Source organism: Pseudomonas sp., assembly GCF_030690725.1.
Classification (GTDB): Bacteria; Pseudomonadota; Gammaproteobacteria; order Pseudomonadales; family Pseudomonadaceae; genus Aquipseudomonas.
In genome coordinates, this window is the sequence record NZ_JAUYGD010000054.1 from 27,269 (window position 1) to 43,894 (window position 16,626).

The window sequence follows — 16,626 nt, forward strand, 5'->3', positions numbered from 1 at the left end:
TCTTCTAGTCTGCTGAGCCGACGGCGGGCGTCAGCGGTATACGTTGGTTGAGCAACTGGTGCAGCGCCGAATCGTCGGGCCAGTTGCGCAGGAAACGGGCGCGGTCGCGGGCATAAGCCCTGGCGAAACTGCGCGCACTGCGGTGCTGCTGCATGGCGTCGAGGTCGATCAACGACCAACGACCCAGGCGTTCATCCCAGAACAGATTGTGCCCCTTGAAATCACCGTGGCTGATGCGCTCACGCAGCAAGGCAGCGAACAAGCGATCCAGTGCCAATAGGTCGGCTTCCGGGGGCGATCCATCATGGAACGCCTGAAAACGCGCGATTATATCCTGCCCGCCGCAGTATTCGGTAATCAGGTAGGCGCGCCCGCGTAACCAGCACCAGCGCCGCTCTAGCACGGCCAACGGCTGCGGGGTGGCAATGCCCAGCAGCTGCAGGCGATTGCCCTCGACCCAGCTGTGCCAGGCGCGGCTGGGCCGCCAGAAGCGTTTCAACCAGTGGGCAACGCTCTTCACGTTATAGCGTTTGACCACCAACGGCCGGCCTTGCAGCTGCACTTGCGCCACAGTGGCCGCACCACCAGTCTTGTAGATATGGCCCTGCTCGGTAAGCAGGTCCAGGTTATTCAGCAGCGGTTGCAGTTCAGCCTGGTTGTCGCGACGCACCACCTGCAGGCCAAACGCACCGATTTTCGCAGCGAATAGGCTGCAATCACGGGCGATCTTGCGCAGATAATCGCGCAAACGCCATTTGCGTACCTTTTCCACTTCTTTGAGCAACGCTTCCAGCGGCAACGCATGTTCAGCGTTGGCCAGCAGGTAATGCACCAGCAGCTCTTCGATAAAGGGCGCCAACTCGGCTGGCAGCTGGGCAAAGAACACTCCGAGGTTTTCCAGCACCTTGTCGCGTGACAGCGGCTGGCCGGCCGTTTCGACCTGCACACCACCTCCGTCGATAACGAAGAGCTGGCCGTTATGTCGCAGCAGGTTGTCCAGATGCAGATCGGCCTGCCACAGCCCCTTGGTGTGCATCTGTGCGATGCTGACCAGCGCATCGGCCAGCACCGCCTGCTGATCGGCACTCAACAGCGGCTGGTCTTCCACAGCGCGCCAGGCATCCCACAGGCTCTCTGCGTCATCCAAGTACTCGAACAGCAGCCAGCCGCCCTCACCCTCACGCAGCCCATCCGCCAACAGTGCCGGTGTGTTCAGCCCCTGCTCGGCCAGCTGCCGCGCACCGTCACGCTCGCGCTGAAAGTGTCGCGCAGCCTTATCACCAACCAACAGTTTGGCCAGCACAGGCCGGCCGCGCCATGCGGCCTGGGCGACATAGCGCTGCCCGGGCAATACGCGCAGCAGTCTTTGCAGAGTCAGTTCAGCCGAGCCGGCTGCATCGGCCAACTCGATGGCCAGCGGCAATGCTGGCGCACGCCCAACCTGACGGAGCTCCGCCAAGTTCATCTCCGCGCTTCCTTGTTCCGCCGGCGCGCACCGAGACGCTCACTCCAGCGACCAAGATCCGCCGTCTCGCCAAGATAGGCCGTCAGCAGCACGCCGAGCTCCGCCTCACTCCACACACTGGCGCGGCGCAACAACGGTTCCAGATCCTTTACCCGATCGCGCTCACCGAACAGCAATGGGCGGGTCTTTTCCAGATCAATCAACTGCGCGTCGAAGCCAGCAACCGTCTCGCGCAAGAAAATATGCTTGGGATAAAAGCAGCCATGCATCTGCCCAGCTTGATGCAGGCGCCGCGCCAGCTCACCACAGGCCTTAAGAATTGCCGCACGGCGCGCTTCTTCGAGCGCCGCCCAGCCAGGCAGCCAGGCATCCAGATCCTGCCAACCATCCAGGGCGCGAGTCAGCAGCACCGCACGCCGCTCGCCCGGCAACTTGCGCTCGGCAAAAAATGCTGCCTGCAACGCAGGAATACCCAGCGCCGCATAACGTTGAATATTGCGAAACTCGCGGGCAAAGGTGGGCTCGCCGAACGGATGCAGAATGCTGCGGGTCAAGTGATTGCTTTGCCGCTTGAGGTAAAACGCCGCCTCACCCAAATCCAGCCGGTACACGCTGCTCCAGCCACCGCGCTCGGTATTGGGCTCATCCACCGCCTCCAACTGCAGCGTCCATAGCGCCTCGAAGCTGGTCAGCCCATGCCGCTCAAGTAAGGCGCGATCCTGCGCCGCAATAAAGTCGCTCATTCCCTGCCCTCAAAAAACGCAACGACTTGGCGGATGCGTTTCTTATCGGAAGCATTCAAGCGCTGGCGCCCACGGTATTGAAGATAAAATCGCAACCGCTGAGTGCGTGAAAGCACCTTGTTAGCGACTTTATCCAGACACGCCAAATCTTTGATGATGCGGTAGCGCAGCAAAGGCCCCCACCAAAAGGTCCCAGTTGGGCAGTCAATGAAGAAAAGCTCGCCACGCTGATTGACCAGCAGATTGCGCCACTTCAAGTCATTGTGCGTGAAATGGTGATCATGCAGCGTGCGGGTACCCCCTGCTAACTGCTGACTGATCTGCAAGACCCAACGAGAGTCGGTCAACCGCACATCCTGCCGATTCGCAATCTCGGCCAGATCAAGCGTCCCCTCGAGTTCACGAGTGATAAGAGCCCCCCGTACAAAAGCCCCCATTCTGCGCTCAAGCCCATAGGCAATAATCGGCGCTGTGGGAATGCCCCACTTGGCGAACAACTTGAGGTTCTGCCACTCCGCTTTAACCCGAGGACGACCAAGGTAACGCCGTAGGCCTTTGCCAGCGCCCCAGTAGCGTTTCACGTAATAACGCACCCCGCCGAACTCCACACGAATGACCTCAGACAAGGGGTCAGAGGTCAAACGCTCACCTTCAAGTGCAAATACGGCCTCAAGGGTTCCGAAAGCACCGAGCAGAATCGGATCGTGCAGGTCATGTTTCCACACTGTCATGCCTGCGTCCTGTTTAAGTCAGGAAGCGCACTGACGATGCGACGCCAAGGAATAAAAGGCCGCCAGACTGTTTTACCCAGCCATTTGAAGCTCAGGACCGGATTGATCACGCTATTGAGTTCATTGAAGCCAGGGCGCCAGGTGAAATCGGTACGCCGGCGTGTAATGGTGAATGTCCGCAACCCCAGCAGTGAACCGAGATGCCCACCGCCGGAATCATTACTAATGACGATGGTGCATGTCAGCAGAAAGTCGACAAGCCCTTTCAAGTCACTGAATGCATGCACATGATGGCCTGGGTATTGCGCCCTCAAGGCTTGCTGCTCAGCCGGAATACCGACGAACTCGACCTGCCAGCCCCTGGCAACCAAATGGCGAGCAAGGCGGCGAAACCCAGACGTTGAGAAATTCTTACTGGCATGCGGCGTGGTCGGAAAAATGGCCACACGTCGCATCTCCGCGCCGGTTTCACTGGGCGGAACCTGTAACCCCGCAATAGGCGTGGATAGATCAAGCCCGAGGATCTCTTCAGCGTACAGATCGATCCACTGCACCATGGTCTTGCCGGCTTTCGGGTCGCGACAAATCACGTTGTGCGCCCCTTCAATGCGGCAATCATCAAGCCATACAGGCGGCGGCTCGGACCTGAGCTTGACGGGAAGCTTCTTACCGGCGAGGTAAGCCACATTTCTCAGTGGGACATCGACGTACCAATCAATCGCACAGATAACCAAATCGTTACAGCCCGCCAGTGCAGGCACATCCGGCGTGCCCCCTAGAATGTCCAGCCCAGGTAGGTACTCGCTCACTGATGACAACGATACTGAAGCCAAGGTGACCTTCGCACCCGTAGCCTGGAGACGCCAGGCAAGGCGCAAGAACAGCGTGGTATCGCCCAACGCAGGACATGGAACCAGTGCAACCCTCACTCCCGGGCCGATCAACGCCTTCTTCTCCGACATCTACAGTCGATCTCCATAACGCTGTTTGCGGCCGTACAATTTAGCCGCCTTGGATTCCAGCCAAGCGAGCAGACGACCTTCTTCCTGAAGGATTTGCCGCAAGGGTTGTTGAAAATAACCACGCAGAAAGCGCAGTTTGTCGCGCCGGGTCAGGCCGATATCCAGTACGGAGAAGTACAGCGCGGCCAAGTCCTTGTTGCGCCAGCGCAACGGCAGCTGATTGCGCACCTGGGCGCGGTGCAGGTCAATCACTGACAAGCGGAAATCGTCGGCGGTGACCGGCTTGTCGGTGTGCAGCAGGAAGTGGCAGATGTAGCAGTCGCGGTGATTGACCCCGGCGCGGTGCATGCTGCCAACCATGTTCGCCACTTCCTTGATCAGCGCCCACTTCAGCCTTGGCTCGGGCGGTTGCTGCGCCCAGTTCAGGCTCAGCTGCTCAAGGTCGGTGGTCGGCGCCAGTTCTTCGGTAACGATAAAGGAATGTTGCGCCGCCGGATTGCTGCCGCGCTCACCGTAGGCCACGGCGGTCATGGTCGCCACGCCAACGTCAGTAAGACGCTGAATGGCCTGCCACTCCTGGCGCGCACCGAGCACCGGCAGCTTGGCAGTAAGCAGGTTCTTGACGATCTCGCCCCAGCCAATGCCGCGGTGGATCTTGACGAAGTAACCGCGCCCGTCGACTTCAGTGCGCAGTGTGCGGCGGCCTTCCAGCTCGCGGTAGACCTGCCCCTGCAACGCTTCGACAGCAGCAAAGGCATCACGCCCAGTCCACAAGGTTTTAAAGGGTTCAGCCAGTACCAGTTTCATGGACGCGCCGCCAGGATGATGTCGGCCGCATGCTGCGGCATGGAATACAGATCGGCGCTGTCGGCATAGGCCAGACCATTGCGTGACCAGAACGCACGGCGTTGATCGTTGGCGAGCATATCGGCGAGCAGATGGTTAAGGCGCTCCTGCTCGAACGGCCCACTCAGCACCCGCCCGGCATCCGCCTCGGCAATGTAGTGGGCATAGCCGCAAACGTCCGTCACCAACACCGGCAAGCCGGAGACCAGCGCCTCCAGCAGCACGGTGCCGGTGTTTTCGTTGTAAGCCGGGTGAATCAGCAGATCGGCACCGAGCAGAAAACGCGGAATATCGCTGCGGCCCTTGAGAATCTGCACTTGGTCGGAAACACCCAAGGCCTTGGCCTGCAGCTGAAAGGAACGCGGATCGTCCTGACCAATGGCGATCAGTCGGGTGCGCTGCTTCAATTCGCGCGGCAAGGCGGCCAGGGCTTTCAGGCTGCGATCCAAGCCCTTGGTCTTAAAACCTGAGCCGATCTGCACCAGCAGCAGGTCGTTATCCGCCAGCTTGAATTCAGCACGAAACTCGGCGCGAATCTCAGCGGCATTGGCCGGCGCGCGGCGGTCTGCGGCGATGCCCGGCGGCAGCAGGTGAAAGCGCTGCAGCGGGGTGTGGTAATGCTTGATAAACAGCGGCTGCTGCACTTCGGAGATCATCAGAATCTCGGTCTTCGATTCGGGGGCGAATACCGCCCGCTCGTAATCGGCAAAGTGCTTGTAACGCCCCCAGCGTTTGTAGATCGGCGCGCGCAGGGTCTGCGCCTTGTCTTCATAGCAGCCATCGGCGGCGTAGTAGACGTCCAGGCCGGGCATTTTGTTGAAGCCGATCAGCCGATCCACCGGACGCTTGGCCAGGTCGGCCTCGACCCAGGCGGTGAGCTTTTCATTGCGCTTGTGGTTGAACAGTGCCTTGACTGGCACCACCACCACCTCAAAGCCCGCAGGCACTTCACCTTCCCAGATCGGCGTGTAGACGCGAATGGCATGACCGCGCGCCTGGCACTCCAGGGCGATACGCATAAAGTCGCGCTGCAGGCCACCGAAGGGGAAGTATTTGTAGAGGATAAACGCGAGCTGCATCAGACAACGTCCTCGGCCAGCAACAGGGCCTGCAATTGTGTGGCGACACGCTCGGCATCCAGACCGTCGAAACAGGCTTTGTGTCGATCACCCGAACCAGCATTCGGCCCCGTGGCGCACAGGTGCACCTGACCGCGGCCATAGGCCCCCACGCGCCCCGGCAGGGTCGGGCCGTACAGGGAAATACTTGGCACATCCAGCGCAGCGGCCAGATGGCCGAGACCGGTATCCACCGCCACGCAGGCGCTGGCTCCGGCGATGACCTTGGCCACGCCTGCAAGATTTAATTTGGGCAGCACTGCAGCGTTTTCAATGCCTGTGGCAATCCGTTCGGCACGAGCCTTCTCGGCTTCATTGCCCCAGGGCAGGCGCACCGCCCAGCCTTGCGCGCTCATCTGCTCGGCCAGCGCACGCCAGTCGGCTTCCGGCCAATGCTTGCTTGGCCAGGTGGTGCCGTGCAGAAACAGCAAATAGGGTTGCGGCGACTGATCCGCCAGTTGCGCGCGATTGAGGCCGTAGTCGCCGACGCCAGCAGGCAGTGCATAGCCCAGCGCCTGGGCGAATAACTGGCGGGTGCGCTCAAGGGCGTGCTGTTCGCGCGGCACGGCATAGCCGTGATCATAGAAGCGACTGGCCAGCGGCTCACGCGCTGAGTCGCGATCCAGACCAGCGATTGGCGCTTTGACGTAACGGGTCAGCCAGGCACTTTTCAGCAGGCCTTGGGCATCGATCACCAAGTCATATCTGGTTTCGCCGAGACGCTGCTTAAAGCGCTTCCACTCACCGTTCTTGAAAGTTTGCCAAAGGTGCTTGCGCCAGCGGCGGATGGCCACCGGAATCACCTGCGCCACGGCCGGGTGCCAGGCGGGGATTTCGGCAAACCCCTCCTCCACCACCCAGTCGAACTGAATACCGGGAATCGCCCGCGCCGCATCAGTGAGCGCCGGCAGGGTGTGTACCACATCGCCCAGCGAAGAAGTCTTGATCAACAGTACCCGCAAGCTATTCAACCTCGACCGGGTCGCTGACCAGGCGATCCAGCGCCTCGATCACCGGGCGCGGCTTGAGCTGGCCCAGGCAGTTGTAGTGGCCGAAACGGCAGGTGCGGTCGAAGCACGGGCTGCATTCCAGGCCCAGGCGGACGATTTCCACCTGCTCGGCCAGCGGCGGGGTAAAGCCCGGCGAGGTCGAGCCGTAGACCGCTACCAGCGGACGATTCAGCGCTGCCGCCACATGCATCAGGCCAGAGTCGTTGGACACCACGGCGCTGGCGCAAGACAGCAAATCGATGGCTTCAGCCAGGCTGGTTTCGCCGGCCAGGTTCACCGCCTCTTCGCGCAGGCCGGGAATCAGCCGGCTGCGAATGTCCTCGCCAACAGGGTGATCATTCTTCGAGCCGAAAATCCACACCTGCCAGCCGGCGCGGATCTTCAGCTCGGCGACCTTGGCGTAATGCTCGCTCGGCCAGCGCTTGGCTTCACCAAACTCAGCCCCTGGGCACAGCGCCAGCACCGGGCGATCCAGGGTCAGACCAAACTTGGCCAGGGCGGTGTCGCGGCTCTGTGCGTCGATCTGCAAGGCGGGGCGTGGATAAGGCTGCGGCAGCGCGGCACCTGGCTCGAAGGCCAGCGCCATAAAGCGCTCGATCATCAGCGGGTAGCGTTCTTTATCAAGCGTGCGGATATCGTTGAGCAGGCCGTAGCGCAGCTCACCCTTCCAGCCGGTGCGCTTGGGGATACCGGCAAAATACGGTACCAACGCGGACTTCAGCGAGTTGGGCAGGAGAATCGCCTGGTCGTATTGGCCGGCCAGGGACTTGCCGATCTTGCGCCGCGTGGCCAATTCCAGCACGCCGTGACCGAGCGGAAAGCTCAAAGCCTGACGCACTTCGGGCATACGTTCGAGAATCGGCCGACTCCACTCGGGGGCCAGCACATCGATTACGCAACCGGGATGACGCTGTTGCAGACACTGGAACAGCGTCTGCGCCATCACCATGTCACCCACCCAGCTGGGGCCTACGATCAGTATTTTCATGCCTATTCCAGAAACGACCGGGGAGGCTTATCAGACTGCTTGGAAGCTACTGAGCTCGGCGGTGCTGCGTTAAAAACTGACTCGCTTGCTCATTGACTAGAGTCAACTCCGCCACTCGCCAGTTTTTGCCTTGCCTCGCCGTCGCTCGCGACGCTTCCAAACAGCCTGATCGCCTCCCTCGCTTTACCTAATTCAGGCCTTATTTAACCAATGTACGCCATTCTGCGTGGGCATCGGTTTTACCGGTCACCAGGTCGAAATAGGCGGTTTGCAGCTTCTCGGTGATAGGCCCGCGGCGGCCTGCGCCGATCTGCCGGCCATCGACTTCGCGAATCGGCGTGACTTCGGCGGCGGTGCCGGTAAAGAAGGCTTCATCGGCGATATACACCTCATCGCGGGTGATGCGCTTCTCGACCACTTCCAGGCCATGCTCGGCGGCCAGGGTCAGAATGGTATTGCGGGTGATGCCGTTCAGGCAGGAGGTCACTTCTGGGGTGTAGATCACGCCGTTCTTGACCAGGAAGATATTCTCGCCCGAGCCTTCGGCCACGTAGCCTTCCGGGTCCAGCAACATGGCCTCGTCGGCGCCACCGGAGATGGCTTCCTGCAGGGCCAGCATCGAGTTGATGTAGTTGCCGTTGGCCTTGGCGCGGGTCATCGAGATGTTGACGTGGTGGCGGGTAAAGGAGCTGGTACGCACCTTGATGCCAACCTGCAGGGCTTCGTCGCCCATATAGGCGCCCCAGCTCCAGGCCGCGACGATCACCTGGGTTTTCAGGCCACTGGCGCGCAGGCCCATGGCTTCAGATCCGTAGAACACCATCGGGCGGATGTAAGCGCTTTCCAGGTTGTTCTCACGCACGGCGGCGCGGGTGGCTTCGTTGATTTCGTCTTTGCTGAACGGAATCTTCATGCCCATGATGTGGGCCGAGTCGAACAGGCGGTCGGTGTGCGCTTGCAGGCGGAAAATCGCCGTGCCTTGCGGGGTATTGTAGGCGCGCACGCCTTCAAACACGCCCATGCCGTAGTGCAGGGTATGGGTCAGCACGTGGGTGGTCGCGTTGCGCCACGGCACCAGCTCGCCGTCATACCAGATCACGCCATCACGATCGGCCATCGACATAGTTGCCTGCTCCTCAAACTCGATTGGTACAACATTGGCCGGCCACCCTGGGTGCCCGACATCCTCAAATTCAGCTCAGCCTACTTCAGCTCAAGCCCAGTTCCTGCCAGATGCGCATCACCGTGCGCCGCTCATCGGCAAACTGCTCACCGCTGACCACCCCAGGCTGCTTTTGCAGGGCCTGGCGGTGGGCCGCCGAGCGGTAGGCCTTGTAAATATCCTGCAGCAAACGGGCATCTTCGCCCGGTAGCAAGCCGACCCGCTCCAGCCCTTCCAGAATGCGAATATTGTCAGTGAACTCAAGCAATTCCGGGTACTGGCACGACCAGGCCAGGGCCGCGTATTGCACCATAAATTCAATATCGACGATACCTCCGGCGTCCTGCTTGAGGTCGAACGGCGCCGTGGCCTCGAAGGCATTCGCCGCGGTGCCGGCCGCCGTGGCCTTGCTACCGAGGTTGTCGCGCATCTTCGCGCGCATCTCGCTGACCTCGCTACGCAAGGTGCCTAGGTCGCGCTCACGCCCCAACACCCCGGCACGCACCGCCTCGAACGCCTTGCCAACCCGTGCACAACCGACCAGCACCCGCGCCCGCACCAGCGCCTGGTGCTCCCAGGTCCAAGCCTCGCCCTGTTGGTAGCGCTCGAAGGCGCCCAGCGAGCTGACCAGCAGGCCCGCCGCGCCGGAAGGCCGCAGACGCATATCGACTTCGTAGAGCTGGCCGGAGTTGGTCTGGGTGGTCAGCAAATGAATGATGCGCTGGCCCAGGCGATTGAAGAACTGCGCGCCATCGATGGATTTTTCACCATCGGTTTCCGCATGCGGGTCGCCGTCGTGGATAAACACCAGATCAAGGTCAGAGCCATGCCCCAGCTCGATGCCGCCAACCTTGCCATAGCCGACGATAACGAAATCCGGGTCACAGATGCTGCCGTCAGGGCGCCGCGGCGCGCCGTATTTGCTCACCGTATGGCGCCAGGCCAGGGCCAGCACCTGGTCGAGAATCGCCTCGGCCAGCCAGGTCAGGTAGTCGCTGACCTTCATCAACGGCAGAGTGCCAGCAATTTCCGAGGCGGCGACGCGCAGGCGATGCGCCAGCTTGAAGTGGCGCAGCGCCTCCATTTGCTGCTCCAAATCTTCCTCGGGAATACGCATCAAGCGCTCGCGCAGCTCGGCGGCCAACTCGGGGGCCAGCGGCGGCTTGAACAGCCGCCCTTCATTAAGTAGCTCATCGAGCAACAGTGGGAAGCGGGTGATCTGCTCGGCAATCCACGGGCTGGCAGCGCACAGGGTCAACAGACGCTGCAGGGCGCTGGGGTTCTCGGTGAGCAGCACCAGATAGGCCGAACGCCGCGCCACGGCTTCGATCAGCGGCAGCACGCGCTCCAGCACTAGGTCGGGATTTTCATGCTCCACCGCTTGCGCAAGCAGGCGCGGAATAAAGGCATCCAGACGCTCGCGGCCGAGACGCTGCATGGCACGCACCTGATTGCCGTTGCGCAGCCCCGCCAGACGCTGCCAGGCCGATTGCGGCTCGGCAAAACCGGCCTCGGCCAGCTGTCGGCACGCGGCCTCTTCGTCCTGCACATCCTCCCAGAGCGGCAACCACTCGCAGCCCACGGCCTCTTCGACCGGCTCGCCACCTTCCTCTTCATCGGGATCGGCGATCACCTGGCGGAAGTGCCAGTCCACTCGGCCACGCCAGTGCATCAGCTGCTCGTGGAACGCCTGCCAACTGTCGAAGCCCATGATAAAGGCCACACGCGCACGGTCCTGATCGGTGTCCGGAAGCATCTGCGTCTGCCGGTCATCGATAGCCTGCAGCGCATGCTCGGCATACCGCAGGAAGGCATAACCATCGCGCAACTCATCGGTCACCGCCGGCGGCAGGTAACCCTGATCGCGCAGGGTATTCAGTACGGCGAACAGCGAGCGCTGCTGCAGGCTGAGGTCGCGACCGCCGTGAATCAGCTGGAAGGCCTGAGCAATAAACTCCACCTCGCGAATGCCGCCAGAACCCAGCTTGATGTTCTCGGCCATGCCCTTGCGCCGCACTTCCTGCTGAATCAGCTGCTTCATCGCGCGCAACGCTTCAATCGCCGAGAAATCCAGATAACGCCGATATACGAAGGGCCGCAGCATCTCCAACAGCTGCGCGCCAGCAGCCTGATCGCCACCGACCACCCGTGCCTTGATCATCGCGTAGCGTTCCCAGTCGCGGCCCTGGTCCTGGTAGTACTGCTCCAGCGCGTTGAAGCTGAACACCAGCGATCCGGAAGAGCCGTATGGGCGCAGGCGCATATCGGTGCGGAAGACGAAGCCGTCGACGGTGATCACGTCCAGCGCCTTGATCAGTTTCTGGCCGAGACGGATAAAGAATTCCTGATTATCCAGCGGGCGTTTCACCCCTTCAGTTTCGCCGCCTTCGGGGTAGCCAAAGATCAGGTCGATGTCCGAGGACAGATTCAGCTCATGGGCGCCCAGTTTGCCCATGCCGAGGATGACCATGTGCTGTGCCTGGCCGCTGCGTCGGCCGATGGGCGTGCCGAACTGCGTGCAATGGCGTGGATAGAGCCACTGATAAGCCAGATCGATACAGGCATCGGCCAGGTCGGAAAGGTCGCGACAGGTTTCGATCAAATCCGCCTGACGACTGATATCGCGCCAGATAATGCGCAATTGCTGGCGGTTGCGGTAACGCCGCAAGCGCCGCCCCAGCTCGTCGTCGTCAGCGCATTCGTCCAGCGCCTGGGCCAATTGGCCGCGCAACTCGCCCGCCGCCAGGCTGCGTTCCAGCTCACCACTGGCGGCCAGATCGAGCAGCATCTGCGGGTCGCGCAGGCCCTGCTGCACCACGAAATCACTGGCGGCGCCCACCCGCTGCAACGCCTCCAGTCGCTCGTTCGGCCAACCTGCGAAAGCCGCGGCCACCTCACTGGAGAGCCCGGCAAATGCGTGCTGCAGGGACTGTTCGGCGCGCAGTGCGAGGGGGGACAAGGCAGCAGGCAAAGAGGCCAGCGCGGGCAGGCTCATGGTCTATCCTTTTTAGCGGCCTGCCAGTGCAGCGACCATGGATGGCACCACCCACGCTAGAGCGGGTCGAATCACTGGCAGAAAAATAATTGTAGTTTTACTACCAAAGATTGTATCCAAAAGGCTGAAATCGGCGTCTGAATGTAGTAAAACTACACGCAGCCGGTCCTACCCCCGGTCAATCCAAGAATTCACGCGGCCACTCACGAAGTCGGCCACGAAACCTGGCCTCCGATTCTGGAAGCCTTTCCGCCCTGGAGCAAGCCATGCAAGACCTCGATCCCGTCGAAACCCAGGAATGGCTGGACGCCCTTGAGTCCGTCCTCGATAACGAGGGTGAAGACCGCGCACATTACCTGATGACCCGCATGGGCGAGCTGGCCACCCGCAGTGGTTCACAGCTGCCGTATGCGATCACCACGCCCTACCGCAACACCATCCCGCTGACCCACGAAGCACGCATGCCTGGCGACCTGTTTATGGAACGCCGCATTCGCTCGCTGGTGCGCTGGAACGCGTTGGCCATGGTCATGCGCACCAACCTGAAAGACTCGGATCTGGGCGGCCACATCTCCAGCTTCGCCTCCTCGGCGACCCTGTATGACATCGGTTTCAACTACTTCTTCCAGGCCCCCACCGAGGAGCACGGCGGCGACCTGATCTTCTTCCAGGGCCACGCCTCGCCCGGCGTTTACGCCCGCGCCTTTATGGAAGGCCGCATCAGCGAAGACCAGATGAACAACTTCCGTCAGGAAGTCGATGGCAAGGGCCTGTCGTCCTATCCGCACCCTTGGCTGATGCCGGACTTCTGGCAGTTCCCGACTGTTTCCATGGGCCTGGGCCCGATTCAGGCGATCTACCAGGCGCGCTTTATGAAGTACCTGGAAGCGCGCGGCTTTATCCCGGCCGGCAAGCAGAAGGTCTGGTGCTTTATGGGCGACGGCGAGTGCGACGAGCCGGAGTCCCTCGGCGCGATCTCCCTGGCTGGCCGCGAGAAGCTGGACAACCTGATCTTCGTCATCAACTGCAACCTGCAGCGCCTCGACGGCCCGGTGCGCGGTAACGGCAAGATCATCCAGGAACTCGAAGGCGTGTTCCGTGGCGGTGGCTGGAACGTCAACAAAGTCGTGTGGGGCCGTTTCTGGGACCCACTGCTGGCCAAGGACGTCGACGGCATCCTGCAGCGTCGTATGGACGAAGTAATCGACGGCGAATACCAGAACTACAAGGCCAAGGACGGCGCGTTCGTCCGCGAGCACTTCTTCAACTCGCCGGAACTCAAGGCGATGGTTGCCGATCTGTCCGACGACGAGATCTGGAAGCTCAACCGTGGCGGCCATGACCCGTACAAGGTCTATGCAGCCTATCACCAGGCGGTCAACCACAAAGAACAGCCGACCGTGATCCTGGCCAAGACCGTCAAGGGTTATGGCACCGGCGCCGGTGAAGCGAAAAACACCGCGCACAACACCAAGAAAGTCGATGTCGACAGCCTCAAGCAGTTCCGCGACCGCTTCGACATCCCGGTTAAAGACGACGAGCTGGAAAACCTGCCATTCCTCAAGCCGGAAGCAGGCAGTGCCGAAGCCCGTTACCTGAGCGAGCGCCGCGCCGCCCTTGGTGGTTTCGTGCCACAGCGCCGCGCCAAGAGCTTCAGCATCCCAACGCCGCCGCTGGACACCCTCAAGGCTATCCTCGATGGTTCGGGCGATCGTGAAATCTCCACCACCATGGCTTTCGTGCGCATCCTCGCGCAGCTGGTCAAGGACAAGGACATCGGCTCACGCATCGTCCCGATCATCCCGGACGAAGCGCGTACCTTCGGCATGGAAGGCATGTTCCGTCAGCTTGGCATCTACTCCTCGGTCGGCCAGCTCTATGAGCCGGTGGATAAAGACCAGGTGATGTTCTACCGCGAAGACAAGAAGGGCCAGATTCTCGAAGAAGGCATCAACGAAGCCGGCGCCATGAGTTCCTTCATTGCCGCTGGTACGTCGTACTCCAGCCATAACCAACCGATGCTGCCGTTCTACATCTTCTATTCGATGTTCGGCTTCCAGCGCATTGGCGACCTGGCCTGGGCCGCTGGCGACAGCCGCACCCGAGGCTTTTTGATCGGCGGCACCGCCGGCCGCACCACGCTGAACGGCGAAGGCCTGCAGCACGAGGACGGCCACAGCCACATGCTGGCGGCAACCATCCCCAACTGCCGCACCTATGATCCGACCTACGGCTATGAGCTGGCGGTGATCATCCAGGACGGTATGAAGAAGATGACCGAGCAGCAGCAGGACGTCTTCTACTACATCACCGTGATGAACGAGTCCTACCAGCAGCCGGCCATGCCGGCCGGTGTCGAGGACGGCATCATCAAGGGCATGTACCTGCTCGAAGAGGACAAGAAGGAAGCCGCGCACCACGTTCAGCTCCTCGGTTCCGGCACCATCCTGCGTGAAGTGCGCGAAGCGGCGAAGATCCTGCGTGACGAGTTCAACGTCGCCGCTGACGTGTGGAGCGTCACCAGCTTCAACGAACTGCGCCGCGACGGCCTGGCCGTGGAACGCAGCAACCGCTTGCACCCGGGCCAGAAGCCAAAGCAGACCTACGTGGAAGAGTGCCTGAGCGGCCGTAAAGGCCCAGTGATTGCCTCCACCGACTATATGAAGCTGTTCGCCGAACAGATTCGTCAGTGGGTGCCGAGCAAGGAATTCAAGGTGCTGGGCACCGACGGCTTCGGCCGCAGCGACAGCCGCAAGAAGCTGCGCCACTTCTTCGAAGTGGACCGCAACTGGGTTGTCCTGGCGGCACTGGAAGCACTCGCCGACCGTGGTGATATCGAACCGAAGGTGGTGGCCGAGGCCATCGTCAAGTTCGGCATCAACCCGGAAAAACTCAACCCACTGGACTGCTAAGGAGCGAAACGATGAGTGAATTGATTCGCGTACCCGACATCGGTGGTGGTGAGGGTGAAGTAATCGAACTGATGGTCAAGGTCGGTGATCGCATCGAGGCCGATCAGAGCGTGCTGACCCTGGAGTCGGACAAGGCCAGCATGGAAATCCCCGCGCCGAAAGGTGGCGTGGTGAAAAGTCTGAAAGTGAAGCTGGGCGACCGCTTGAAAGAAGGCGACGAACTGTTTGAGCTGGAAGCCGAAGGCGCTGCCCAAGCACCAGCGGCGCCGGCCGCAGCACCGGCAGAAGCACCTAAAGCAGCAGCGGCTCCCGCTCCGGCCGCCGCACCTGCGCCAGCCGCGCAGGCCAGCAGCAGCGTGCAGGACGTGCATGTGCCGGATATCGGCTCGGACGGCAAAGCCAAGGTCATCGAGATTCTGATCAAGGTCGGCGATAGCGTCGAAGCCGATCAGTCGCTGATCACCCTGGAGTCGGACAAGGCCAGTATGGAAATCCCTTCGCCGGCTGCCGGCGTGGTGGAAAGCATCAGCGTCAAACTGGAAGACGAAGTCGGCACCGGTGATTTTATCCTCAAACTGAAAGTAGCCGGCGCCGCTGCAGCTCCAGCAGCCGCCGCAGCGCCAGCACCGGCCGCTGCACCAGCCAGTGATGTGCACAAGGTTCCGGCCGGCGCGCATCCGGCGGTCGCTGCCGAAGTTGGTGCAATTGCCTCGCTGGCAGCCGCTGCTGCCAACGTTGCCGCCGCCCCTAAGCGTGACGGCGCCAAGGTGCATGCGGGCCCGGCTGTACGCCTGCTTGCTCGTGAGTTCGGCGTCGAACTGTCCGCCGTACCGGGCACCGGGCCGAAAGGCCGCGTGCTCAAAGAGGACGTGCAGACTTACGTCAAAGCGATGATGCAGAAGGCCAAGGAAGCCCCTGCTGCCGGCGCAACCGGCGGCGCCGGTATCCCGCCGATCCCAGTGGTGGACTTCAGCAAGTTTGGTGAAATCGAAGAAGTGGCGATGACCCGCCTGATGCAGGTCGGCGCCAACAACCTGCATCGCAGCTGGCTCAACGTGCCACACGTGACCCAGTTCGATTCGGCCGATATCACCGAGCTGGAAGCCTTCCGCGTCGCGCAGAAAGCCGTGGCGGAAAAGGCTGGGGTCAAGCTCACCGTGCTGCCGCTGCTGCTCAAGGCCTGCGCCTTCCTGCTCAAGGAACTGCCGGACTTCAACAGCTCACTGGCACCAAGCGGCAAAGCGATCATCCGCAAGAAATACGTGCACATCGGCTTTGCCGTGGACACCCCGGATGGCCTGCTGGTACCGGTGATCAAGAACGTCGATCAGAAGAGCCTGCTGCAGCTGGCTGCCGAAGCCGCCGTTCTGGCGGAGAAAGCACGCAGCAAAAAGCTGTCGGCCGACGATATGCAGGGCGCCTGCTTCACCATCTCCAGCCTCGGTCACATTGGCGGCACCGGCTTTACGCCGATCGTCAACGCACCGGAAGTGGCAATTCTCGGTGTGAGCAAGGCGACCATCCAGCCGGTCTGGGATGGCAAGGCGTTCCAGCCCAAGCTGATGCTGCCGCTGTCGCTGTCCTACGACCACCGGGTGATCAACGGCGCCGCTGCGGCGCGCTTCACCAAGCGCCTGGGTGACGTACTGGCGGACATCCGCACCATGCTGCTGTAACGCATCAACTTTCGAGCA

General features: G+C 61.5%; 12 protein-coding genes. 2 read left to right on the plus strand and 10 right to left on the minus strand.

Going from position 1 to position 16,626, the window contains the following annotated elements; genetic code table 11:
- Positions 1–4: 4 nt before the first annotated feature.
- The 10 genes from Q8O69_RS13830 to glnE form a co-directional block, all read right to left on the minus strand.
- The gene (locus tag Q8O69_RS13830) at positions 5–1,465 is read right to left on the minus strand and encodes a lipopolysaccharide kinase InaA family protein (protein WP_305592893.1); all 1,461 of its coding nucleotides are present in this window, start codon (positions 1,463–1,465) and stop codon (positions 5–7) included.
- Complete coding sequence (locus Q8O69_RS13835) at positions 1,462–2,208, minus strand: lipopolysaccharide kinase InaA family protein (RefSeq protein WP_305592894.1); 747 nt, start codon at positions 2,206–2,208, stop codon at positions 1,462–1,464. Before Q8O69_RS13835 ends, Q8O69_RS13830 begins: the two co-directional genes overlap by 4 nt.
- Positions 2,205–2,939, minus strand: a complete 735-nt coding sequence (locus tag Q8O69_RS13840; protein WP_305592895.1) for a lipopolysaccharide kinase InaA family protein — start codon at positions 2,937–2,939, stop codon at positions 2,205–2,207. Before Q8O69_RS13840 ends, Q8O69_RS13835 begins: the two co-directional genes overlap by 4 nt.
- Positions 2,936–3,901, minus strand: a complete 966-nt coding sequence (locus Q8O69_RS13845; protein WP_305592896.1) for a glycosyltransferase family 9 protein — start codon at positions 3,899–3,901, stop codon at positions 2,936–2,938. Before Q8O69_RS13845 ends, Q8O69_RS13840 begins: the two co-directional genes overlap by 4 nt.
- Positions 3,902–4,708 carry a lipopolysaccharide core heptose(I) kinase RfaP gene (gene rfaP, locus Q8O69_RS13850; protein ID WP_305592897.1) on the minus strand — a complete coding sequence of 269 codons (807 nt, stop codon included), beginning with the start codon at positions 4,706–4,708 and terminating at the stop codon, positions 3,902–3,904. It lies immediately after the preceding gene.
- Positions 4,705–5,826, minus strand: a complete 1,122-nt coding sequence (locus Q8O69_RS13855; protein WP_305592898.1) for a glycosyltransferase family 4 protein — start codon at positions 5,824–5,826, stop codon at positions 4,705–4,707. The genes rfaP and Q8O69_RS13855 overlap by 4 nt, the downstream gene beginning before the upstream one ends.
- A complete protein-coding gene (gene waaC, locus Q8O69_RS13860; protein ID WP_305592899.1) occupies positions 5,826–6,827 on the minus strand; it encodes a lipopolysaccharide heptosyltransferase I in 1,002 nt (333 codons plus the stop codon). Before waaC ends, Q8O69_RS13855 begins: the two co-directional genes overlap by 1 nt.
- A 1-nt stretch (position 6,828) precedes the next feature.
- Positions 6,829–7,863, minus strand: coding sequence for a lipopolysaccharide heptosyltransferase II (gene waaF / locus Q8O69_RS13865; protein ID WP_305592900.1), 1,035 nt, complete (start codon positions 7,861–7,863; stop codon positions 6,829–6,831).
- A 199-nt stretch (positions 7,864–8,062) separates the two neighbouring features.
- A complete protein-coding gene (gene ilvE, locus Q8O69_RS13870; protein WP_090249834.1) occupies positions 8,063–8,986 on the minus strand; it encodes a branched-chain-amino-acid transaminase in 924 nt (307 codons plus the stop codon).
- A gap of 85 nt (positions 8,987–9,071) precedes the next feature.
- Positions 9,072–12,020 carry a bifunctional [glutamate--ammonia ligase]-adenylyl-L-tyrosine phosphorylase/[glutamate--ammonia-ligase] adenylyltransferase gene (gene glnE / locus Q8O69_RS13875; RefSeq protein ID WP_305592901.1) on the minus strand — a complete coding sequence of 983 codons (2,949 nt, stop codon included), beginning with the start codon at positions 12,018–12,020 and terminating at the stop codon, positions 9,072–9,074.
- 266 nt (positions 12,021–12,286) lie between these two features.
- On the opposite strand from glnE, the gene aceE reads away from it, so the two are divergent.
- Both aceE and aceF read left to right on the plus strand, forming a co-directional pair.
- Positions 12,287–14,932: a pyruvate dehydrogenase (acetyl-transferring), homodimeric type gene (aceE, locus tag Q8O69_RS13880; RefSeq protein ID WP_305592902.1), complete on the plus strand. Its 2,646-nt coding sequence runs from the start codon at positions 12,287–12,289 to the stop codon at positions 14,930–14,932.
- Between the two features lie 11 nt (positions 14,933–14,943).
- Complete coding sequence (gene aceF, locus Q8O69_RS13885; protein ID WP_305592903.1) at positions 14,944–16,608, plus strand: dihydrolipoyllysine-residue acetyltransferase; 1,665 nt, start codon at positions 14,944–14,946, stop codon at positions 16,606–16,608.
- Positions 16,609–16,626: the final 18 nt, after the last annotated feature.